This window comes from Pontibacillus chungwhensis BH030062 (genome assembly GCF_000770675.1).
Lineage (GTDB): Bacteria > Bacillota > Bacilli > Bacillales > BH030062 > Pontibacillus > Pontibacillus chungwhensis.
The window spans coordinates 124551-148188 of sequence record NZ_AVBG01000010.1 but is presented as its reverse complement, the minus strand read 5'-3'; the positions used below and the strand labels follow the sequence as shown (position 1 = coordinate 148188).

The window sequence follows — 23638 nt, the reverse complement described above, 5'->3', positions numbered from 1 at the left end:
GATAAAGGGGCAGGAGCTTGCCTCCTACCCCAACAATTGACTTAGAACCATTTTTTAAATGAATCCGGTGTGCCAGGCGAATAGAGGGCCTGATTAATAGTTGAAAGCTTCCTAAGACAAATAATGTAACCCCCCAAGTCTTAACAGCCCCTTCAAAATAAAAGCATATACTCCCGATCAGGAACCAAAGGCCCAGTAGAAAGTCGTTTAATGTATAAAGGATTTGATAAGGCTTCTTAAAAAACAAATCATGCTTGCCAACTTTCAAGTCAACGTAGTCTTCTTTGCTTTGGGTTTGAGCATTTGCTTGCTGTTCTTGATTCATATCCATACATCCTCCTTATTTTCTCTATTCAATCAATACCCCCTTATAAAGGGCATTTAATCTTATAGATTGAGAAGTATAGGCTTGCTCAAAAATTGTCAGTATTTTATAATAAGTGTGACTGTTTTTTTACTTAAAAATGAATGACTATTCATTCATGATGAAGGGGAGTGGGCTTTTTTGAACATAAGTGATCAACTGTCGATAACAGCAAAGGGGAATCCATCAAAGACGGCTTATATTTTTCAAGGTGAGAAAACAAGCTACATGGAGTTAGAAGGTGCAGTTACGAAGTTTGCGTCCAGTTTGAAAGAGTTAGGATATGAAAAAGGGGATCACATTGCACTCGTATCGGGGAACAGCCCCTATTATGTAATTGGCTTATACGGGGCATTGCGTTTGGGGCTTACAGTCATCCCAATTAACCCGATTTATACAGTGGAAGAGATGCGGTACATTTTAAAGAATGGCGATGTAAAAGGTGTTATTACAATGGATTTGTTTATGGATAAGTTCGTGGCTTTGGCTTCAGACTTTCCAGAGATTCACCACTATATCGTGGGAGACACTGGGGCAGATGTCTCACATGCTCAGAAATTGTTAAACGATAAAATGAAATCGTTTACAGGGTTGATGCGAACAGCTGAACTCTCACTGGAGAGACCGACGATTGACGATGAAGACGTTGCGATCATCCTCTATACGTCCGGTACAACCGGAAAGCCAAAAGGAGCGATGCTTACCCATAAGAACGTTTATTCTAATGCTAAAGACGTGGCCGATTACTTGAAGTATAGTCCTGAAGATAAAGTCATTGCGACTCTTCCTATGTTTCATGTATTTTGCTTCACCGTAGCCTTAAACGCTCCTCTTATGAATGGCGGGACCGTTTTGATCCTTCCAAGGTTCTCTCCTGAGGACGTGTTTAAGGTGGCGAAGGATGAAAAGGCTACTGTGTTTGCAGGAGTGCCTACGATGTACAACTATTTGCTTCAGGGAGGAGAGGCGCACAAGACAGATTTCGAAAGTATACGCTTGTGTATTTCAGGAGGTGCCTCAATGCCTGTGGCACTGTTGAAGCAATTTGAGCAAGCCTTCCAAGTTATTGTTTCTGAAGGTTATGGTTTATCTGAGGCTTCACCGGTTACCTGCTTCAATCCTCTCGATCGTCCTAGAAAAGCCGGTTCCATTGGTCAAAACATTTGGAACGTAGAAAATAAGGTAGTAGATGAACTGGGTGATGAGGTTCCTGTTGGAGAAGTGGGAGAACTTGTTGTTCGTGGACCTAACGTCATGAAGGGCTACTACAAGCTCCCAGAAGAAACAGCTGTATCATTACGTGATGGTTGGCTGTATACAGGAGATATGGCCAAAGTTGATGAAGAGGGGTACTTCTACATCGTTGATCGAAAGAAAGATATGATTCTTGTCGGAGGCTACAACGTCTACCCGCGTGAAGTAGAAGAAGTTCTATATCAGCACCCGAACGTAACAGAAGTCGCAGTAGTAGGCGCACCAGATCCAAATCTCGGAGAAGCGGTACAAGCCTTTGTAGTAGTAAATGACACGATTACGGAGGACCAGTTACTCGATTACTGTAGAGAGCACTTAGCCAAGTATAAACTACCAACGGTCATTGAATTCTTAGATGAACTACCAAAGAACACCACTGGTAAGATCCTAAGAAAGAACCTACGCGACCGGGTTACGCAATAATACGGCATCGAAGTAATCAAATAAGTCCTAAACGAGTATGAAATCCATTTTGGGTTTTATACTCGTTTTTTTGTTGAATGGCTCTGTTAATGTTTAGTGTTGATTTTGTCCCATAGCCCCCTTATATGGAATGGTTAAAGTTGAGATATTTCAGCAGGAAGGGGCCGCCTGCGTTTAAGAGTGCTTGGGATTGCTCGGGGACAACTCGCTTTCCTGCGGGAGTCTCGCAGTCCCCGAGCAATCCCTGTCTTTATGGTGGGTGAACGGCCACGCATTTCACATCAGCGGGTCTGTTGTTACCCTATATGGCATGTTTTCGTTCCTCCTTGTATGGTAAAGGTGGGCCGGGAAACTGCGAGACTCCCGTGGGCAGAAGAGCCTAGGTGAGACCCCACAGTCCGGCTCTGCCGGGCGAGGAGGCTCACCAGCTCCCCACAGGAAAGCGAGTGGTTTCCAGGCCCGCCTTACGCTCAATCAAAGTTAACGGAAACATCCTCCCGCCCTCGTGTGATAAAAGAATTTTCTAACAAATTCACTCATCCCTCTTGCAATCTAGTAAAAAATTCGTTAGTTTAGAACATATCAAATTTTAGCGCGTAAAAGCATAAAAGCATAAAAGTGCTAAAGTACATAACAGAGGGGGAACAACAATGAAGAAGTGGTTAATAGTAGCCAGTATCGTCGCTATCATGGCAATTACAGGCTGTTCAAGTTCAGAAGCTAAAGAAGGAAATGAGAAAGAGGAATCATATGATTATACAGTAGGCATCACTCAAATTGTTGAACACCCATCGCTTGATGCAGCCCAAGAAGGGTTTAAAGCAGCGTTTGATGAAGCAGGTCTTAATGTGAACTTCGACGTTCAGCTTGCACAAGGGGACGCAAAGAACAATCAGACCATTGCTGATAACTTTGTAGGGGACGATGTTGATTTAATATTTGCTAATTCAACAGGAAGTGCTCAAAGTGCACTGAACGCAACGAAAGATATTCCGATCGTCTTTACATCCGTTACAGATTCTGTTGGGTCAAACTTGGTTGATTCAATGGAATCCCCAGGTGGCAACGTGACAGGCACAACAGATACACACCCGGATGCGATTCCAAACACCATCTCATTTATGACAGAGAAAATGGATGTTCAAACAGTAGGAATGCTGTACAACCCAAGTGAACAGAATTCATCGTCTCAAATTGAACGTGTGAAAGAGATTGCAGGTGACAAGGTTGATATCAAGACAGCAACGGTTACGACATCCGCTGAAGTAAAGCAAGCAGCAGAATCTCTCACTGGAAAAGTAGATGCTCTTTACATCGTTACAGATAACACTGTTGTCAGTGCCCTTGAGTCCGTATTGCTTGTAGGGCAGGAAGAAGATACTCCTGTTCTTGTTGGTGAGCTTGATTCAGTCGAGCGCGGAGGATTCGCAGCTTATGGGTTTGATTACTATGATATCGGCTTTGAAGCTGGTCAAAAAGCCATTGAAATCCTTGAAGAAGGAAAGGAACCTGGAGAGATTCCTGTATCTTACCCACAAAACTTAAAGCTTCAGATAAATAAAGATGCAGCGAACGAAATGGGTGTAGAAATTCAGGAAGACTGGAAAGAAGAAGCAGAGATTATAGAAAAGTAGAGGAGGATCATCATGACAGGAGCACTATTTGGCGCAATTGAGTCAGGGTTACTATACGCGATTATGGCCCTTGGCGTTTATATAAGCTTTCGCATTCTAGATTTCCCTGACCTTACTGTAGATGGCAGCTTTGTAACGGGCGGGGCCGTTGCATCCGTCCTTATGGTAAGTGGAACATCGCCATTCATGGCTACGCTAGCAGGAGGGGCTGCAGGTTTTATTGCAGGGTGTATGACAGGGTTCCTCCATACGAAGGGGAAGATCAATCCATTATTATCAGGCATTCTGATGATGATTGCTCTATACTCTATCAACCTACGTATTATGGGGCGCCCAAATATTCCTCTTCTAAACGAAGAGACATTGTTCTCTCAAATTGAGAGCTGGTGGGCATCTACAGGGATTGATGCAGCTCTAATGACGCCGTTTCAAGCGCTAGGGATTGAAGGTGCTGCGCCGAATACATTTTATGTGCTTCTGTTTGGAACTCTTCTGATTATCGGTGTTAAAAAGGTTCTTGATTGGTTCTTGCAGACAGAGTCAGGTATTGCACTTAGAGCAACAGGTGACAATGCGAAGATGATCAAGAGTCTATCAGCGAACACTGGCCTTTATATAATGATTGGCTTAGGACTCTCAAACGCACTGGTTGCAATGAGCGGAGCTTTAATTGTGCAGTATAACGGTTTTGCTGATGTCGGTCTTGGAGTTGGGATGATTATTGTTGGTCTTGCCTCCGTTATTATCGGAGAAGGCGTATTTGGTCGTAAGTCCATTGCGAGAACAACGCTCGCTGTTGTACTAGGAGCAGTCTTGTATCGCATCATTCTAGCTGTAGCCATGCAACTTGAATTTGTAAAAGCAAGTGACCTTAAGCTCATCACAGCAATTATCGTAACAGGAGCACTTGTTATTCCAACATTCTCTGGTCAAATCAAAGAGTGGATGGAGCGTAAACGCCAGCAGAAAGCCTTAACACAAGAACTTAAGCAGGAAAGGGGACAGGACGTTGCTAAACCTCAAACAGATTGAAAAAACCTTCTACAAAGGAACACCTGATGAAAAACGAGCGATCGACAACGTTTCTCTAACGCTCGAGGAGGGAGACTTCGTCACGGTGATCGGAAGTAATGGAGCAGGGAAGTCAACACTCCTTAACTTAATTGCAGGAGTCCTGTTTCCTGATCAAGGTCTTATGGCAGTAGATGACCTGAACATGACATACCTTCCGGAGCACAAGCGATCAAAATGGATTGGACGAGTGTTCCAGGATCCCATGGCCGGCACAGCACCTCACATGACGATTGAAGAAAATTTAGCCTTAGCTCTAGGACGTACGAAAAAACGGGGACTTGGACGGGGAGTGAGTTCCTCTAGAAAGAAAGAGTTTAAGAAACTTCTTCAAGATATGAACGTGAATCTCCATGACCGATTGACCACACAAGTTGGTCTTCTATCAGGCGGGGAACGGCAAGCGCTCTCCTTATTAATGGCAACGTTCACAGAACCGCGAATCTTGCTGCTTGACGAGCACACGGCAGCACTTGACCCAGCACGCGCTGAACACATCACCTCGATTACGAGAGATGTCGTTAATCAGCACCAGCTCACAACGCTGATGGTCACGCATGATATGGAGCAGGCGCTTTCCCTTGGTAATCGTTTAATTATGATGGATGAAGGTAAAATCATCTTTCATGCCGATCGGGAAGAAAAGAAAAAATTAACCGTTGCCGACCTGCTAGAAGCCTTCCAAAAGGCTCGTGGTAAATCCTTGGCAGATGATAAAACGTTGTTGCAAAAATAATGAAAGAAAAAAGATTTGCCCCTTTTGAATGAAACGGGCAAATCTTTTTTTATAGGGACGTAAGAAAGTATTGTTAGGCACTTGTTTCGCTTCATCAAACTTTTAATGGTTATCTAATTTTCGTGCTAATTTTTGGTTTAAGTCTGAACTTAGTTTATTTAGTCCGATAATATAGGCGTTTATCCCTTGTTCTTCAAAGCGGCGTATGATTTTATCAAGTACAGCGACAGCGGAATCATCCCATAAACGAGCTTCACTAAAATCAAGCACCACTTCTTTAGCTCCGTCCATCGTATAATCAAATTCATGGAACAGGTCCGTAACAGAAGCAAAGAACAGTTCACCTTTAAAGTAAATCATCATCCGATTTCCATGAATAGAACGACGTATATGAACTTTAGAGATTTTATGAACAAAGAACATAGAACTGAGCAGAATCCCTGTTAATACCCCGATCGCTAGATTATGGGTAAGAATGACCGTTACGACTGTGACGACCATCACGATGTTATCTGTTAGCGGAACGATTGGAATCGTTTTAATGGAATTCCAGTCAAACGTCCCAATCGAGACCATAATCATGACGCCAACTAGTGCGGCCATCGGAATTTGGGAAACGATATCTCCAAGGAAGACAATTAATAAGATAAGAACCACACCAGCTGTAAGGGAAGATAGTCTTCCTCTCCCGCCTGATTTGACGTTAATGACGGATTGACCAATCATCGCACATCCTGCCATGCCGCCGAAACATCCTGTTATAATATTTGCGATTCCTTGACCTTTTGATTCTTGGTTCTTGTTGCTATAGGTGCCAGTTGATTCATCGACAATGCTAGCGGTTAAGAGCGATTCAACGAGGCCTACAATAGCTAATCCAAGCGCATAAGGAAAAATAATACGTAGCGTTTCAAATGTAAGTGGAACAGCGGGGAGGAAGAAGGAGGGGAAGGCCTTTGTAATTTCGCCCATATCTCCCACAGTACTAACCGTCGTATTCGTAAGGAATGCGATTGCTGTAACCACAACAATTGCAACGAGAGCAGAAGGGACCGCAGTACTTACACGAGGCAAGAGATAAATAATAGCTAACGTCCCAATGACCATCGCATACATCACCCACCCAGCCCCTGAAAAGTGTTCGAGTTGAGCTGTGAAGATCAGTATGGCCAGTGCATTCACAAACCCGACCATAACAGAACGAGGAATAAACCTCATGAACCGAGCAAGCTTTGCTATACCAAAAGCAATTTGTAAAACCCCTGTTAATAGGGTTGCTGCTAATAAATAAGGAAGACCATAGCCGGCAACAAGGTCGACCATCAGTAAAGCCATAGCCCCAGTAGCACCAGAAATCATACCAGGACGTCCCCCAACGAAAGCGATCGCCACTGCTATAATAAAAGAAGCGTACAACCCAACCATCGGATCGACCCCTGCAATAATAGAAAAAGCAATCGCCTCCGGTACAAGCGCAAGTGCCACAACAGTACCTGATAAGAGGTCCCCTTTTGTATTAATAAACCAGGATTCCTTAAAGCTCTGTACCTCCATCTGAAAAAACTCCCTTGCCAATATGCTACCCCTTATCATCCCCGAAACGTTGACAAACATGAGCAAGGATACATACTGAGAGAATGTTTCCGTTTGCTTAGATTGAGCGTAAGGTGGGTCTGGAAACCATTCGCTTTCCTGTGGGGAGCTGGTGAGCCTCCTCAACCGGCAAAGCCGGTCTCCGGGGTCTCACCTAGAATTTTAAAGTGCAGGCGTGGTGACCAGGGATAAAAGGAAGTTCGACTAGGATCGTCACATCCTGTGACAACATCGAACGACCCCACATCGTGTGGGGCCGGATAAGGCAGCTTTTTGGAAAAGGCGATTAGCCTTTGTAAAAAAGATGGCTTATCAAGCTAGGTCCTCCACGCAGGAACTAGGCCCTTCTGCCCGCGGGAGTCTCGCAGTTTCCAGACCCACCTTTTCCGTATTAGAAGAAACGAAAACATGCTGCAGGGGGGATTATGGACCTGTATTTCACCTTTCAAGGCTAAAGAAGCGGGTCCGTTACTACAATATAAGGCAGGAGTGTCTGGGGAACGGGGAGACTCCTACGGGAAGAAAAGGTAGGCGAGACCCCACAGAGAGCGCTAGCGAACGAGGAGGCTCTAAAAAGAAAGAGGAAGTTCGACTAAAACCGTCACGTCCTGTGACAACGTCGAACGACCCCACGTCGTGTGGGGCCGCCCGTGGAAAGCGAGTCGTTCCCCAGACACCCCAACCACTCAATAAGCATAACGGTCCCATCCACATTAGATGTCTCAGCTCCTACCCTTCAGAATTGAAAAAAAGGGTCATTTTCCAACAAGGAAAATGACCCTTTCGAGGTTAGTTCACTAGGTCCATCACGGTGTTGTACACTTGGTCTTTGTTAAAGGCTTCGCCCATTGGGAATTTGCCAACGAGGTAATTGTCCTTGTCGAGGAGGTATGCGTAAGATGTGTGGACAAGGTAGTCTGTGCCGTTATCTTTGAACAGGAAACGGAAAGGTTCTGCTAATTTTTTAGTGTCTTCTACTGATCCTCTTAAAAAGATCCAGGACGGGTCTTCTTCTGCTCCGAAACTTTTCATATACTGTTGTAGGCGTTCGTTAGTATCATTTTCTGGATCGATGGTAACGGTGACGAATTCAACTTGATCTCCGTAGACCCCGTCGTCTTTAAACTGTTCTTTTAAATGCATCATGCGTTGGGTGGTGAGTGGACATACATCTGGGCATTTGGTGTACATAAATTCAACAATGCGAACTTTTTCATCCATAGAAGCCAGGTTGTATTCTTCACCTTGTGCGGTATTCATACGTACGTCTGTAGGTAGTTCTACCCCTGCGTCGCGCCAAAATTGCAAATATGATATTCCGAGGCCGATGCCAATTACTAATAAAGAAATAAAGACAATATACCATTTCTTTTTCATATCTATTCCCCCTGTAACCGTTCTGCTTACTTTTATATTACAAGAGTAACTACGGTGGTAATAGGGGTTTCGGTGAACAACTGGTTACAATATTATGGCAACAATTTGAATTTTTTGGGTTGGTGTTTGTACAATAGAGTTTAGAATGGGGGAGGATGCTTTGAAGAAGTTACTTGGATTTTATGGATTCTTTTTAGTCGTGTTATGGATCTACTTTGGTTGGTTTTATGAACTGGATACGTATGCTGATTCTAGATACGCAGCTTACCGTCATGCTTATTCCTTTACCCAGTTAACATTCCCGTGGGTCATATTGTTGTCTTTTATCATAATGGACTGGCATAAAGCTATTTTGAACCGTATAGAAAAGCTACTTAAGAAAAAATGGGCGCAATCTTTTGTCTTTGGTGCTTTCTTTATGACAGCCCTTCAGTTGATTGCGTTACCACTTGATGGAATTGGTTATTCCATGTCTAAAGCTGCTTCAATTAGTCATCAGCCCATCGGAGATTGGCTGGTGGAATGGTGTATTCAAAGCGTGCTTTTTATTGTGGTAGTAGCGGTATTAATTGCGGTCTTCCGCAGTATTGTCTCGAAGTTCCCGCAGAAATGGTGGCTTGTTTTGTGGCTGACTTCTCTCCCTGTCGCTTTTTTCATCATTTATGTGCAGCCGATCTGGATTGATCCCTTATTTGAGGATTTTACATCGCTTGAAGCGGGAAGCTTAAAAGATTCTATTGTAGAACTAGCTGGTGAAGCAGGGATTGAGGAGGATCATATTTTTCAAGTGAATATGAGTGAGAAGACGAGCACTTTCAACGCCTATGTGACCGGAATCGGCGGGCAGAAGCGGATTGTCTTATGGGATACAATGTTAAATGGGATGAGTCAAAGTGAAGTATTGTTTATTCTGGCTCACGAAATTGCTCACTATGTGAAACACCATATTTATATAGGAGTAGCTGGTTATTTGTTATTAAGTTTTGTACTTTTATGGAGCCTTGCGCGCATTTATTCGTTTATCTATCGAAATGGGAAGGAGCGTCTCGGTTTACGTGAACGGTCTGATCTACGCAGTGTACCGGTCTTGTTGCTAGTTGTCACGCTACTAATGTTTGCCACGCAACCAATAAACTTGTATGTTTCGAGGGTTATGGAACGTGCAGCAGACCGTTATGCTATAGAGCATACAGACGATTTGCAGCCAGCCCTTGAAAGCTATCAGGCCTTAGCCAGGGAATCCAAAAGCGATCTCTCCCCCTATGAATGGATTGTTTGGCTTCGATATACTCATCCACCGCTTGGAGAAAGGATTGAGCGTATTCAAAGTGAAATGGAACAACGTGAGCGGAACAATTGATATTTGTAATTCGTTATATTACTATAACTTGTAAATAATTTCTTAAAATGAAAAAAATTCACACGTAAAAAGGTATATCTCTTAACAATCTGGGGTGTAATTGTTGGAATATTATGTGAAAACCGCAAACGGTTGCGTGATACCGCAAATGTTTTTCGGTTACTTTTGGCTAAGATTATATTAGAATAGACTCAAGACAAATTAAACGGCACCGCACTTTTGTAGGACATTCGTTGTCTCTCAAATCTCGGGGCTCGTTTATGGAGTCTTGTTGCATGTTTGTTGTTGAGCTTACATGCAAAGTGAACGAGGTTTGTCGTCATGGACTAATCGTTCACAAGTAATTCCCTCACTCAAAAGTTAACCAGTCGTCTCTTTTTGGCCAATGCCTCGATCGCATTGGCCCTTTTTTTATGCTTTTTTAGATGAGGACTATCAAGATCATTAAGCCTTGTTGTTGGAACAGTGTAATGAGAGAACGTTTCCATTTACTCTAATTGAGAGTAAGGTGGGCCGGGAAACTACTGGCTTTCCGCGGGCGAGCTGTCGAGCCTCCTCGTTCGCTTGCGCTCTCTGTGGGGTCTCGTCTAACTCTTTCTCCCGCAGGAGTCTCGCAGTTTCCCGGCCCACCTTTTCCATATGAGGAGTAACGGAAACGAGCCGAATATGGTAGTCCTATATTTGAGTATTCATATTGAGGTGCGTTCATCAAACATAAAACAAGGCGGCTGAAGGATTCGGATACTGTTGTGAAAGGCTAATGTGGAACACCTTGAAAGTTGTATGATTCTTCATGGTATGGAGGTAGTTTATGGAGGTTTCTGTTGATGCATTGTTTTATTTTTACTTAGGAGTATTAGGTGTCATTAGTTTTTTGGGTGGTCTTTTGGCGGTGAAGAAGTGGCGGAGTATTACGAGTGGGTTTTGGGTAATGGTGGGGATGAGTGTTTTATTTCTGGTGTTTCTTTTTAGGTGGTTCCAAACACCTGCGTCAGAGGCGTATATGGGGACGATTCCTTGGCTTTTCAATCAAGCACTTGCGATTATCTTGTACGGTGTATGGATTATCATTGCGTGGTTTGCGTTAAAGAGGTTTGGTAAGAAGAGTTTCTTGAACGTAAAATAGCTCCTATTCGTAACGTCTTAGGTTAGTCGGGTACCTGTTTAAGAATAAACAACCCAGACCAGAGCTATAATACGAAAGGAGCTAGATGTTATATAGGTTATCCTGAAGTTTGAGAATTTATACATAATAATATGTTTTTAATTTTGAATCTCATTTACAAATTCTTTGTGTTTTTTTGTGGTTTTCAATAAGTGTAAGGCGTTATCCGTTACTTTTATTAAGTAAAAGTAACGGAAACACCATTTCACTATTCGCCCGGGCGCTTGTACGTAATCATGTGTTCGTCATCGGTAATGTAAAAATCTCGGTCTGGCCTTTCGTGTAGGAGGCCGGCTTTTTCGAGTTTGAAGTAATTCACTTTAAAGTACGGGTCGTTTTCAATGATCGGCAGTTCTTGGTTTTGCTTGATGTAATGATCGACCGCGCGTTGGATGTAATCAAGGTCGAGGGCGAGTTGGTGATCTCTTTCTTCAAATATTTCATACGTTTCTTTAGACATGTAGTACGTGTCTTTAGGGATGCCTTTAAGATAAGGGGCTAAGAGATTGTAATCGAGTGTGAGGTCTTCGTTAATGAGAGTGCGTAATTCGACTCGGTCAGGCAAATGATCTGTAAATTCATGGATCGCTTTTCGAACTTGGGCGAGTGATAAATCTTTTACTTCAAGCTGTTCTTGTTTCTTTTTTTTCTTATTCCACCACATTTTGTGTCACTCCAATTTGATTAATTGTATTTGGATCGCGCAACCTAAGAGGGAGAAAGGAGGTGCGCAGTATGGGAGAAAGCCCTCTAACGGAACTTGAGATTAACACGGCATTGAATCCGGATTTTGGTATGAATGATGATGGGTTCTTATTCCATGTAAAGGATGTAGAAGAGTGGGATGTGCCCACAGATTCTCATCAAATTGAGGTATAGTTTTTAGTATAACAGAAATTTTTACCATATAGGGTTATGCAGAAATTCAATTTCTGTCTGATTTTCATATATCCTCTTCTATTTTGGATAACTTTAGTATAATGAAGAAGCATCTTAATTTAGAAGAGAGGATGAATGTATGGATATGTGGAAAGACAGGTTTGAAGTTTCTCCGTTTACGCAAGCGATTCTGGCTGATGAACGGGCAGATGGAAAGATAATCTCACTTGTGATGGAGGGAGACGAATCTTTTTATGTCAATCAATCTCCAAAACGCATGATTGATCATGCTTGTAAATACTTTGGGTCAAGCCTGAAAGGACGACAAGCTGGAACGAGAGATGTTACTGGTATTACACACAAAGCCCCGATTGCCATTGATCCAATGAGTGGCATGTACTTCTTCCCGACTATTTCCCCTCAAAATGTGTATTGCTCCTGGGTTGCTCACTCTCATGTTGATGTAATAGAAGCCACCGGGCATCAGCAAACACGATTAGTCTTCAAAAACCAACGCTCCGTAATAGTGGACGTGTCAAAGGGTACTATTTGGAACCAAATTCAGCGCACAGCCCAGTTCCGCTATAAATTGAATGAGCGACTTCAGTATGTGACGAAGCCTAGCTTTGATCATGTTGCTGAATCAGTTGTGTTTCATCCAAAATCATAAGAAAAATGAGAAGGAGACGCTTTTTAGCGTCTCCTTTATTTGAGAAGAAAATGGGGATAACTAAGGCAAGTCTTCCATGCCGCTTGAGGCTAATTTCCCTTCGGAAGGTTGAAGCACTTTGCGCATGAGTTCATACATAATGGTTTCTACATGTTTACGGATCGCAGGATTAAAATAATTTCTTTTTTCTTCATGACCTCCTGATACAAAAAGATAGGAGGAGAAGGATTCATTTTTTGATAAAAGCATGACGTCCAGTTGACGTGATTTCATAATTCCTCTCAGATATCTTCGTTCTGATTTTGCCTTATGGGCCATCTTTCTCAATAATTCCATATACGGTTCTTTAATTTTGAAAGAACCCTGCTCAATCGTGTGGATGTCTTTTTCAATTACGAGTATGGCCATGGATAAGAAGAGAAACCTTGAGGCAAGTTCTCGATCTTCTTCACTTAAGTACCGCATGTTCGTTCCCTCCTGTAATGAGAACATATGTTCTATTATAACGTAATTTTATGTAGAAACAAATAGGTGTATGATGGAAATGGTCCCCATGTTGCAAAAAAACATACTAAAAGACCTCGGGAATGGGTTTCTTTTCACAACGATGTGGCTACCATTTATAATAGAAAGGTAAATCGTATAAAGAAGCGGGAAACGGAAAAGTCGGTGGAGTTTATATCTCTGTTAGGAGTTAGATGGATGAATATTCAAGACTTAGATTATGAAGCGCTAAAAGAAATGATTAAAAACGATACGTTTGATGATTTTATTATGCAGTTGCTGCAGGAATATGAAGCGTTAGGTCCATTGCCAGGAATATTGCTTCCTTTGTTAGAGGCGATTTTACCTTTTTTACCTTTATTTATTTTTGTGGTAGGGAACTCGATTGCATACGGTTTATTTAAGGGGTTTTTATTTTCTTGGCTTGGTGCGGTTCTTGGTGCAGTATTTGTCTTTTGGGTGATTCGAAGACTTGGAGAGAAAAAGTTCTTTCAGTTTATAAGGCGGAATCAGCAAGTACAACGTGTAACTTCCTGGTTCGAGCGTCACGGGTTTGGACCGTTATTCTTGTTAATGTGTTTCCCGTTTTCCCCATCCGCGATTATTAATGTCGTCGGGGCATTGTCGAAAGTAAGTTTTCAGCAGTTTGTGTTAGCGGTCGTCATGGGGAAAGCGGTAATGATCTTTACGATCTCTTATGTAGGACACAGCATTACGGAGTTTGCTCAGAAACCTTTTAAAACCGTAGTAGTAGCAATCTGTATTGCAATCTTTTGGGTAATCGGAAAGGTGATTGAACGCAAATTGCAACACCGTTCTCATGAAAACGTAAGCGCAAACGATTAGGCGAAAACGAATATGGGTAGAATGATAGTAGTACACTTCTGGAGGAGAAATCATGAATATGAAAAGTGCCTGGAGATGGCTTCGGACCATTGTATTTGCTATTGTTCTCGCTCTTATGTTTCGTTCGTTTTTGTTTGCAAGCTATGTGGTTGAAGGGGAATCCATGCAACCGACGCTTTTTGATGGGAATCTATTAATGGTCAATAAAGTGGTTTATGACTTACAGGATGTTAATCATACGGACGTAATTGTATTTCATGCTAATGAAAAAGAAGATTACGTGAAACGTGTAATTGGTTTACCTGGTGACACCATTCGGTATGAAGACGATACATTATATTTAAATGGGCAAAAAGTAGACGAGCCCTACCTAGATCCTTATCGGGTCAACGATGGAAAGCCGTTAACCGAATCCTTTACCCTTGAGGAGATTGAAGGTGGGGCTAAAGAAGTGCCAGAAGGACATATTTTCGTCATGGGAGATAACCGAAGAGAAAGTTTAGACAGTCGCTATTTCGGCTTTGTCCCTATTGATACGATTGTCGGAAAAGTGGACGTACGATACTGGCCGATTAATAAGCTAGCTCTTAAATTTTAGAGGGTTATGAGTCATAAACATAATATAGAACGTAGAAGAGCACTCCAATTAGCCCCTGGCTAGAGTGCTCTTTTTTGTATTCCTATCATATAAGCGCCCTTATATGGAAGAGTTGAAGCTGAGGCCCTAGAGCTGGAACGGGGTCGTTACGTTTGATGAGTGCTTAGGGGTGTCTGGGGAACGACTCGCTTTCCGCGGGCGAGCTGTCGAGCCTCCTCGTTCGCTAGCGCTCTCTGTGGGGTCTCGTCGACCTCTTTCTCCCGCAGGAGTCTCCTCGTTCCCCAGACACCCCTCCCTATATTCTTGCAAACGTCCCCACTGCTTAAGCGTGGCGGACAATAATGAGGAATCAAAATGTGGTATGTTTTCGTTACTGTTAATACGGTAAAGGTGGTCCGAGAAATTGCGAGACTCCTGCGGCAAGAGGAGCCAGTCTAGTTCCGGCGTGGAGGACCTAGCGTGATAAGTCATCTTTTTTACAAAGGCTAAGCGCCTTTTCCAAAAAGCTGTCTTATCCGTACGGTCCTAGGCACCACGCCTGCACTTTTCAATCTAGGGGAGACCCCGGAAGAAGCGTGAGCGACTGAGGAGGCTCTCCAGCTCGCCGCGGAAAGCGAGTGATTTCTCGGACCACCTTTAAGCTCAATTCAAGCAAACGGAAACATTCTCCCGTCTTAGTCTTCCAATTTATCGCTAAGGCATAACATTAAGAATGGGCGCGATTCGTTGGTAAAGGTGCTTTTAATCGAAGGCTTATATAGGCCAATCCCATAAACAACACTGCACAGCAGACAAGGACGCCTTGGAAAGGGACAATGGCTGCTCCTAAGCTTCCGATGCTGGCGCCTGTTAATAGGGTGAACGAGTATATCGACACCGCACTAGCGCGTGCTTGTTTGCTGCATTGCCCTACGAGCAAGATTACCATTGGGATGGTTAATGAAGTAGAGGCAATCATGAAGATGGAAGCGGCTAAGAGTGTCCATGTATTGAGAACCAGTAATGGAAGGGAAAAGCCGATTGTAACTGCCAGAAGACTCGTGCCTAATACAAACGGTGCTCCGAAGCGTTGTTGCAGTGGGCCGGCGAAGAAGGCTGGGACAATTCCAATTAGTCCAATTACCCGAAAACCTTGCAGGGAAAAGGGGATATCAATTTCTCCTCGGGCAATTAACCATTCAAAACTTCCGTAAAATAGCATGACGGTAAAAAGAAGGAAAAAGGTAATTCCATATAGTTTTTGCAAGGGTCTGAACTGAAAAAATGATAAAATAGGAGATAATGAAAATAACGTTTGAAAGGTTTTGGGTTTTGATGAAACAAGAAATTGTTTCAAAAGCAATAAGCAGATGACATATAGCATGCAAAAGCCAAAAAAGACCGTACGATACGATCCATAACTAGCCAGTTCAACGGCAATCATTTGCCCAAAGATCCCGGCGAACAAGAAGCCTGTATTAATCATCGCGATGACGAAGGCTTGCTTTTTGCCTTTAAAGTGTTCGAAGGAATAGGCAAATGCAGTGGGTGCGAAACTTGCAGCAAGAACCCCTTGAGCAGCACGCAGAATAATAAACAGCCAAAAGGTCGGCATAAGTCCAACGAGTAAAGTGACAATGGCAAGAGCTGTCATACCGCTTAGAAGGACTTTTTTGTGAGGCAGTTTGTCAGCGAGCATCCCGAAGAAGAACAATCCGACCGCATAAGGGAAAATAAACATCGAACTAGCTAGAGACACGACGGAGTCGGACACACCGTATAACTGTGCGATTTCTGAATGGAGAGGAAGCATGGTGTAGAGGTTGCTTGCGATGAAGATACCGGTAAAGATCAAAGCGCCTGCCATTAGCTTTGGTTTCAGCAAGGGATCACTCCTCTATACAATCGTAGTCGTACTGTATGCAAAACTCTAAAAAACGTTCATGGAGTGGAGGTAAGAAATGAGTATACGATTTTTATTAGGAAGAGCTGGTGCTGGGAAGAGTACACAGTGTCTTGAAGAAATAAGAGAAAGTTTGAAAGAATCCCCTCAAGGGGCTCCGATTCTCTATATGGTCCCTGATCAGATGACGTTCCAACAGGAATATGCCCTATTAAAGCAGGAAGGGATTGAGGGGAGTATCCGCGCGCAAGTATTTAGCTTCTCCCGTCTTGCCTGGCGTGTGCTTCAGGAAACAGGTGGCGGAACGAAGAAGATGATTAGCTCTACAGGCGTCCAAATGATGCTTCGTAAGATCACTGAAGAACGAAAGTCAGACTGGAATGTGTTCCAAAAGGCAATCGAAAAGCAAGGGTTTATTGAACAACTAGAAACGATGATCACAGAATTTAAGCGGTATCGAATTACGCCTGATTCGTTAAATGAGTACATTGGCTCGATGGGGGATTATAAACATCCGTACCCTGGAGAAGAGGCTCTGCAGCATAAATTAGAAGACTTATCGTACATATACGAACAGCTTATGATGGCCCTTCGTGAACAATATATTGATAGTGAGGACCAACTTCAGCTTCTTGCTGAGAAGATCGAGGAAGCTAATTCATTAAATGGAGCTGAAATTTATTTAGATGGCTTTCACAGATTTACGCCTCAAGAACTTGTAGTGTTGCAAGCTCTTATGAAGAAAGCAAAACGCGTAACGATTGCTCTTACATTAGACCAGCCTCGCTACGGAGAGATTGATGAACTTGATCTCTTCCACCAGACGGCTCATACGTTTCAGGATTTAGAGCGAACGGCGCAGGAAGTAAATGTTCCGGTTGAAGAGGTGAAATATGTATATGGCGGTGAAGGTCGTTTTGAGCGTCGCCCGGCCTTTGAGCATCTCGAACATTACTTTACAACGAGGCCGGCACCTGGGTATCAGGAGAAGGCTCCGATAACAGTAGCCCAAGCGGTTCACCCTCGTGCTGAAGTGGAAGGTGTCGCTCAGGAAATTATGGAGCTTGTACGAGATAAAGGATATCGCTATCAAGATATGGCGGTCTTAATTCGTGAGCCTGACGTTTATCATGACTTAATTCAAACCGTCTTTGAGGATTACCGGATTCCGGTTTTTATTGATGAAAAGCGGACAATGTTGAATCATCCGCTCGTTGAATTTGTAAGATCAGCGCTTGATGTTATTGAAGGGAACTGGCGGTATGAGGCCATTTTCCGTTTATTAAAAACAGATTTCTTCCCTTTAGGGGACAGAGAGCATCCGCTTACTCAGGATGCCATTGATGAACTTGAGAATTATTGCCTCGAGTATGGGGTCAGGACGAAAAAACGCTGGATTAGTGAAGAGCCTTGGAGATTTCAGCGCTTCAGAGGGTTTGATCATTTATCTCAGACAGATGAAGAGAAGAAGAAAGAAGAGCGTATTAATCGCCTTCGAGACCAGGTTGTCAAGATTCTTCTACCTTTCGATGAGCGGATTCGCGAAGCATCTACCGTTAAAGAACGTTCTCAGGTTCTGTTTCAGTGGCTTGAAGAATTGAAGGTACCAAGTACGTTAGATCATTGGCGCGACTGGTATGACGAACGTGGTCAAATTGAGAAGTCCCGCGAACAAGAACAAGTATGGGATAGCGTCATTGGGCTATTTGATGAGATGGTTGAGATGATTGGAAACGATAAGATTTCATTACAGCTTTACCGAACAACAATGGAAACAGGGCTTGAGTCGTTGGACTTTTCCCATGTCCCACCAAGCATGGATCACGTCATTGTTGGAAGCGTAGATCGCTCACGTATTACAGGGATTAAAAGTGCGTTTCTCCTCGGAGTAAATGAAGGTTTATGGCCAATGAAGCCACAGGCTGAAGGGATGATTTCAGAACAAGAGCGGGAATTGCTGTCTGAGCACGGTGTGCAGCTTGCCGACAGCAGCAAACGTCAACTTCTCGATGATCACTTCTATGTGTACCTTGCTTTTACGGCAGCTTCTGATTACTTATGGGTGAGTTACCCCCTTAGTAATGAAGAGGGGAAGGCGAAGGTTCCGTCTTCTATGGTCAAACGTATGAAGGAGTTATTCCCATATTGTGAAGAGAAATCGCTCCTTGAAGAGGGCGATGATCACGAGGAGACGGAGCGTTTCATTACAACTCCTCAGAAAACACGTTCTGTTTTAACCGCACAACTCTCACGTTACTTGCGCGGATATCCGATGAAGGATATTTGGTGGGATGTGCTCGATTGGTTTATCGCTCATGATACGAACTCAATTGATACAAAGCGTGTCCTAATGAGCTTGTTCTATAAGAATACACCGTCTAACTTAGGACGTAATACAACGGACAACTTGTATCCGAAACAGATGAAAGCAAGTGTTTCACGTTTAGAGACGTACTATCGATGTTCGTATCAGCATTTTGCTAAATACGGGCTTGGATTACAAGAACGGTCCGTCTATAAGCTTGACGCACCAGATATTGGTCAGTTGTTCCACGAGGCATTAAAACAAATTACGGAGTGGATTCAAGTTGAAGGGCGTGAGTGGAATAGTATTACAGAGAGTGATACGAATCAGTATGCAAAAAGAGCTGTTCACGAACTCTCACCTATTCTGCAGCACCAGATTCTTTATAGCTCAAACCGTTACCAATACATTCAACAGAAACTTCAAGACGTAGTGGCCCGAGCTGCATATATGCTAAGTGAACAAGCCAAACAAAGTCAGTTTGCACCAGTAGGGCTAGAGGTCGGTTTTGGCCCTGAAGATAAGATCCCACCGATGACGCTAGACCTTGCGAATGGATTCGAGTTAATGCTAAGAGGACGAATTGACCGGGTAGACCGTGCGCAAGGAGACGAGGGGCTTTTACTTCGAATTATTGATTATAAGTCTAGTGCAAAGGGACTTGACCTTGTTGAAGTGTACTACGGTCTGGCTTTGCAGATGCTGGCGTATTTAGACGTGGTGCTTTCCCATTCAGACACGTGGCTAGGGACGCAGGCAACTCCTGCTGGGGTGTTATATTTCCACGTCCACAACCCAATGATATCAGGCTCTCAGCTTCTTAAAGACACGGAAATTCAAGACGAGCTCTTTAAGAAGTTTAAAATGCAAGGACTTCTTGTAGAAGATGAGCAAATCGTAAAAATGATGGATACGAATTTAGACACGGGGATGAGTAAGATTGTGCCGGCTGGTTTGAAGAAGGCTGGTGGATTCCGAAAAGGTTCACAGACGGCAGAAGAAGCAGCCTTCAAGCACTTGCAAAGTTATGTACGTGATATGATGAAATCTGCAGGTGAATCGATTACAAACGGAAAAGTCGATTTAAACCCATTCCAGAAGAATCAACAGGTCGCTTGTACATTCTGTGAATTCCGTTCTGTTTGTCAATTCGATCCGACGCTTGAAGAGAACCAGTACCGAACGATAAAACCGATGAAGGATGAAGATATATTGCAACAAATTGTGAAGCAAGAGGAGGATGATGAATAATGCCATCCTGGACACCAGAACAAGAACAAGCCATATACACAAGCGGGAAAGACGTTCTCGTATCAGCAGCTGCCGGATCAGGGAAAACCGCTGTTCTCGTTGAACGTATTATTCAGAAACTCTTGAATCAGGATAACCCAACAGACATTGATACCTTGCTTGTTGTGACATTCACAAATGCTGCTGCACAGGAAATGCGAAACCGTGTAGGGGAAGCTCTTGAGAAAGCTCTTGAGGAGAACCCAAGCTCGATGCACTTGAAGAAACAACTTTCCTTATTGCAACGCGCCTCGATCTCGACGCTTCACTCTTTCTGTTTAGACGTTGTACGCCGTTACGCTTATCAGCTTGATTTAGACCCTCAGTTTCGGATTGCAGATGAAGTAGAGGGCGACCTTATTCGTCAGGAGATCTTAGAGGATCTGTTTGAAGAGTGGTACGGGAAAGACGGAGAAGAACGGGATGCTTTCTTTGAAGTGGTCAATCGTTTCTCAGGGGACAGAAGTGATCAGGAAGTTGAATCACTCATGCTTTCTGTGTATACCTTCGCCATGCAGAATCCTTGGCCAGAGACGTGGATGGAGAAAGTTTCTGCGATGTACCACGTTTCAGAAGATACGCCTGAAGGGGATATTGAGTGGCTCAATATTTTAAAACGCGAAGTGAAAAGTCAGCTTCACGCCATGCTTGCTGATTCAGAACAAGCGTTGAATCTGACTCGTGAGCCTGATGGTCCTTATCATTACGCAGAAGCTATTGATGACGACCGAGAGAAGATGCAAAATGCTCTAGGCCTCGTGGACATTTCCTGGCATGACCTCCAACAGTTCATGGAGACTTCAGGAGGGTTTAAAGCCCTGTCTCGTAAAAAGGTTGAGTGTTCTGATGAGTTAAAGGATCAGGTGAAGGCTCTTCGTGATCGTTATAAGAAACGCTTTACCTCCCTTAAAGAGGATTGGTTTGCTCGTTCCCTTGCTGCTCATCTAGGCGATATGCAGACACTTGCCCCTGTTGTCGACCAGCTTATGTTGCTTGTGAAAGAGTTTCACGAACGTTTCCAAAAGAAGAAGAAAGAGCAAGCCCTTGTTGACTTTGCCGACCTTGAACACTATTGCTTACAAGTGTTGATGGATGATGAGTCAACACCTGGGGATATTCAGCCTTCAGAAGTAGCAAAGGGATATCAGTCTCAGTTCACAGAACTGTTAGTAGACGAATATCAGGATACGAACCTTGTTCAAGAAACCATTTTACGAATGGTGACAGATGGGGAGCATGCGGGGAATCTCTTCATGGTAGGAGACGTAAAGCAAAGTATTTATCGCTTCCGTCACGCTGAACCGACGCTGTTCTTGCAAAAATATAAAGAATTCGCGGCACAAGACCATCCTTCAGAACGCATTGACTTAGCGCGTAACTTCCGTAGTCGAAAGGAAGTTCTTCATGGGACGAACTATATTTTCCGCCAGCTTCTTGATGAAGAAGTTGGAGAGATGACGTATGACAAAGATGCCGAGCTTATTTACAGCAATACGATCTACGATGAACTCACTTCAGCGGATGCTGATGCAGAACTAATGATTATTGACCGCCAGGCGCCTGAAGATCCATCTGAACTAGAAGCGGGAGAAGAAGGGTTTCAGGATCTTGAAAAAGCTCAAATCGAAGCTCGTGCTTATGCCCAAAAGATTAAACAATGGCTTGGCCACGGGGATGAAGAAGCGCTGCAGGTTGTGGATAAAGCGACTGGGATGAAGCGAAGTATCCAATTCCGCGATATCGTGATCCTCATGCGTTCCATGACATGGGCACCGACCATTGTTGAAGAGCTAAAGCAACAAGGGATCCCGGTTTATGCAGAGTTGTCTTCCGGATATTTTGAAGCGATTGAAATTAAAATTATGATCAGCCTCTTGAAAGTTATCGATAACCCTAGACAAGATATTCCACTCGCTTCTGTTCTTCGCTCTCCGATTGTTGGATTGAACGAAGATGAGCTTACAAATGTTCGTTTAGCAAAGCGGAAAGCGTCTTATTATGAAGCTCTAAAAGCATACAAGCGTGTAGGGGATGACGCTAGCTTAATTGAAAAAGTCGAACATTTCCTTATGAGACTTGAAACGTGGCGTGTAAGGGCAAGACAAGGGTCTTTATCAGAGCTGATTTGGCAAGTTTACAGAGAAACGGGGTACTATGACTTTGTTGGAGGCATTCCGGGCGGACGTCAACGTCAGGCTAACCTCCGTGCCCTTTATGACCGCTCGCGCAGTTATGAAGCTACATCATTCAGAGGATTATTCCGTTTTCTTCGTTTTATTGAACGAATCGAAGAACGAGGCGAGGACCTTGGTGCAGCGAAGGCTTTAGGTGAACAAGAAGACGTTGTCCGCATCATGACGATCCATAAAAGTAAAGGTCTTGAGTTTCCTGCCGTTCTCCTTGGTGGTATGGATAAACAATTCAACCAGCAGGATTTAATGTCGAAATACTTACTCCATAAGGATCATGGTTTCGGTAGTAAGTTTATAGATCCAGAGAAGCGGATCATGTACCCAACGCTTGCCTACCATGCTTTGAAAAAGGAAAAACAACGTGAGCTTCTTGCTGAGGAGATGCGCGTACTGTATGTAGCATTAACACGTGCGAAAGAGAAGCTCGTTATGATAGGGAACGTAGCATCACTTGAGAAGAAGCTAGATAAATGGCGTGAATGGGTCGAACATCCACACTGGGTACTCCCGGCTCATTATCGTTTAGAATCAAAATCCTATTTGGACTGGGTCGCTCCGGCTCTTATTCGCCATGAGCAGAATGAGGAATTGCGTGGCGCTGGTTCTATTATGCGTGTACCTGAAGTCATTGTGAACGATGAATCCACGTGGCGCATTAGTCTTCTTCATAGCAGTGCGTATGCGAATCCAAATCGCGTGGAAGAGAAACAAAGTGAAGCGCTAGAAGAAGCGATTCGAGAGTGGAAGCAGGTGGATGAAACAAGAGGTGAAGAGGAAGAAGTTAACCGGCGCTTGTCCTTTATTTACCCGCACCAAAATGCGATCCACCATCGTGCAAAGCAGTCGGTGACAGAACTGAAGCGTCAGCGTGAAGTACCTGATGAATATAGTGCCGACTCGTTAATTCGTGAATTCAAGGCACCCATAGTTCAGCGTCCTCGCTTCATGCAGGAAAACCGCTCCTTAACAGCAGCGGAAGCAGGTAGCGCCATGCACACGGTCATGCAGCTCTTGCCGTTTACAAGGAAATTAACAGCGGCTGAAATTGAAGAGTATGTGGAACTTTACGTAGAAAAAGAACACCTCACAAGAGAGGAAGCCGATGCGATTAACGTGGAAGCCATCGAAGCATTCTTTGAAAGCGAAATGGGCGAGATGATTATGAATTCTACAGAAGTCCATCGCGAAGTGCCGTTCACCTTAACGTTACCCGCTCACGAAGTGTATGCCGACTGGACAGAAGAAACTGATGAGAAAGTATTTGTCCAAGGTGTCATCGACTGTATCATCCCTGGTGACAACGGCTGGATCATTCTTGATTACAAGACGGATAAAATCCAAGAAGGACAAGGGGAAGAGTCGTTAAAAGAGCGATACAGAACCCAGCTTTCTCTTTATGCAGAAGCACTCAGTCGCATTTGGCAGAGACCCATTATAGCCCAATACCTTTATTTCTTTGATGCATCGATGTTAACACGAGTAGACGAGAGGTGAT

18 protein-coding genes are annotated in these 23638 nt (G+C 43.6%); 12 read left to right on the top strand and 6 right to left on the bottom strand.

The window, feature by feature from the left end; all coding sequences use genetic code 11:
- Positions 1-325, bottom strand: a 325-nt coding sequence (locus N780_RS13575; RefSeq protein WP_156969183.1) for a YrhK family protein, incomplete at its 3' end; no start/stop codon positions are given.
- Positions 326-505: 180 nt separating this feature from the next.
- On the opposite strand from N780_RS13575, the gene N780_RS13570 reads away from it, so the two are divergent.
- From N780_RS13570 to N780_RS13555, 4 genes are all read left to right on the top strand, one after another.
- Positions 506-2041: a fatty acid--CoA ligase family protein gene (locus tag N780_RS13570; RefSeq protein ID WP_036785080.1), complete on the top strand. Its 1536-nt coding sequence runs from the start codon at positions 506-508 to the stop codon at positions 2039-2041.
- Between the two features lie 650 nt (positions 2042-2691).
- Positions 2692-3675 (top strand): ABC transporter substrate-binding protein, encoded by a 984-nt coding sequence (locus N780_RS13565; RefSeq protein WP_036785077.1) that lies wholly within the window; start codon positions 2692-2694, stop codon positions 3673-3675.
- 12 nt (positions 3676-3687) lie between these two features.
- Entirely contained in the window at positions 3688-4707 is a 1020-nt protein-coding gene (locus tag N780_RS13560; protein ID WP_036785075.1) for an ABC transporter permease, read from the top strand.
- Positions 4685-5482 carry an ABC transporter ATP-binding protein gene (locus tag N780_RS13555; protein ID WP_036785073.1) on the top strand — a complete coding sequence of 266 codons (798 nt, stop codon included), beginning with the start codon at positions 4685-4687 and terminating at the stop codon, positions 5480-5482. Before N780_RS13560 ends, N780_RS13555 begins: the two co-directional genes overlap by 23 nt.
- A gap of 102 nt (positions 5483-5584) precedes the next feature.
- Here the strand turns inward: N780_RS13555 and N780_RS13550 are convergent, their stop codons facing one another.
- Positions 5585-7036, bottom strand: a complete 1452-nt coding sequence (locus tag N780_RS13550; protein WP_036785070.1) for a SulP family inorganic anion transporter — start codon at positions 7034-7036, stop codon at positions 5585-5587.
- An 828-nt stretch (positions 7037-7864) separates the two neighbouring features.
- Positions 7865-8452, bottom strand: coding sequence for an SCO family protein (locus N780_RS13545; RefSeq protein WP_036785067.1), 588 nt, complete (start codon positions 8450-8452; stop codon positions 7865-7867).
- Between the two features lie 160 nt (positions 8453-8612).
- Here N780_RS13545 and N780_RS13540 point away from each other — a divergent pair, with 160 nt between their 5' ends.
- Complete coding sequence (locus tag N780_RS13540; RefSeq protein WP_036785064.1) at positions 8613-9812, top strand: M48 family metallopeptidase; 1200 nt, start codon at positions 8613-8615, stop codon at positions 9810-9812.
- An 811-nt stretch (positions 9813-10623) separates the two neighbouring features.
- The gene (locus N780_RS13535; RefSeq protein WP_036785061.1) at positions 10624-10938 is read left to right on the top strand and encodes a hypothetical protein; all 315 of its coding nucleotides are present in this window, start codon (positions 10624-10626) and stop codon (positions 10936-10938) included.
- A gap of 247 nt (positions 10939-11185) precedes the next feature.
- On the opposite strand, the gene N780_RS13530 is transcribed toward N780_RS13535, so the two are convergent.
- The gene (locus N780_RS13530; protein ID WP_036785058.1) at positions 11186-11641 is read right to left on the bottom strand and encodes a DUF3939 domain-containing protein; all 456 of its coding nucleotides are present in this window, start codon (positions 11639-11641) and stop codon (positions 11186-11188) included.
- Positions 11642-11712: 71 nt separating this feature from the next.
- Here N780_RS13530 and N780_RS19915 point away from each other — a divergent pair, with 71 nt between their 5' ends.
- Positions 11713-11856 (top strand): hypothetical protein, encoded by a 144-nt coding sequence (locus N780_RS19915; protein ID WP_156969182.1) that lies wholly within the window; start codon positions 11713-11715, stop codon positions 11854-11856.
- A gap of 139 nt (positions 11857-11995) precedes the next feature.
- Positions 11996-12526: a competence protein ComK gene (locus N780_RS13525; protein WP_036785056.1), complete on the top strand. Its 531-nt coding sequence runs from the start codon at positions 11996-11998 to the stop codon at positions 12524-12526.
- A 60-nt stretch (positions 12527-12586) separates the two neighbouring features.
- Here N780_RS13525 and N780_RS13520 read toward each other — a convergent pair whose 3' ends face one another.
- Positions 12587-12991: a YhjD family protein gene (locus N780_RS13520; RefSeq protein WP_036785053.1), complete on the bottom strand. Its 405-nt coding sequence runs from the start codon at positions 12989-12991 to the stop codon at positions 12587-12589.
- A 237-nt stretch (positions 12992-13228) separates the two neighbouring features.
- On the opposite strand from N780_RS13520, the gene N780_RS13515 reads away from it, so the two are divergent.
- Positions 13229-13876 carry a TVP38/TMEM64 family protein gene (locus N780_RS13515; RefSeq protein ID WP_036785051.1) on the top strand — a complete coding sequence of 216 codons (648 nt, stop codon included), beginning with the start codon at positions 13229-13231 and terminating at the stop codon, positions 13874-13876.
- A gap of 52 nt (positions 13877-13928) precedes the next feature.
- Positions 13929-14474: a signal peptidase I gene (gene lepB, locus N780_RS13510; protein ID WP_156969181.1), complete on the top strand. Its 546-nt coding sequence runs from the start codon at positions 13929-13931 to the stop codon at positions 14472-14474.
- Positions 14475-15180: 706 nt separating this feature from the next.
- On the opposite strand, the gene N780_RS13505 is transcribed toward lepB, so the two are convergent.
- Positions 15181-16338 carry an MFS transporter gene (locus tag N780_RS13505; protein ID WP_036785048.1) on the bottom strand — a complete coding sequence of 386 codons (1158 nt, stop codon included), beginning with the start codon at positions 16336-16338 and terminating at the stop codon, positions 15181-15183.
- Positions 16339-16414: 76 nt separating this feature from the next.
- Here N780_RS13505 and addB point away from each other — a divergent pair, with 76 nt between their 5' ends.
- Both addB and addA read left to right on the top strand, forming a co-directional pair.
- Positions 16415-19912 carry a helicase-exonuclease AddAB subunit AddB gene (addB, locus tag N780_RS13500; RefSeq protein ID WP_036785046.1) on the top strand — a complete coding sequence of 1166 codons (3498 nt, stop codon included), beginning with the start codon at positions 16415-16417 and terminating at the stop codon, positions 19910-19912.
- Positions 19912-23637, top strand: a complete 3726-nt coding sequence (gene addA, locus N780_RS13495; protein WP_036785044.1) for a helicase-exonuclease AddAB subunit AddA — start codon at positions 19912-19914, stop codon at positions 23635-23637. The genes addB and addA overlap by 1 nt, the downstream gene beginning before the upstream one ends.
- Position 23638 lies beyond the last annotated feature (1 nt).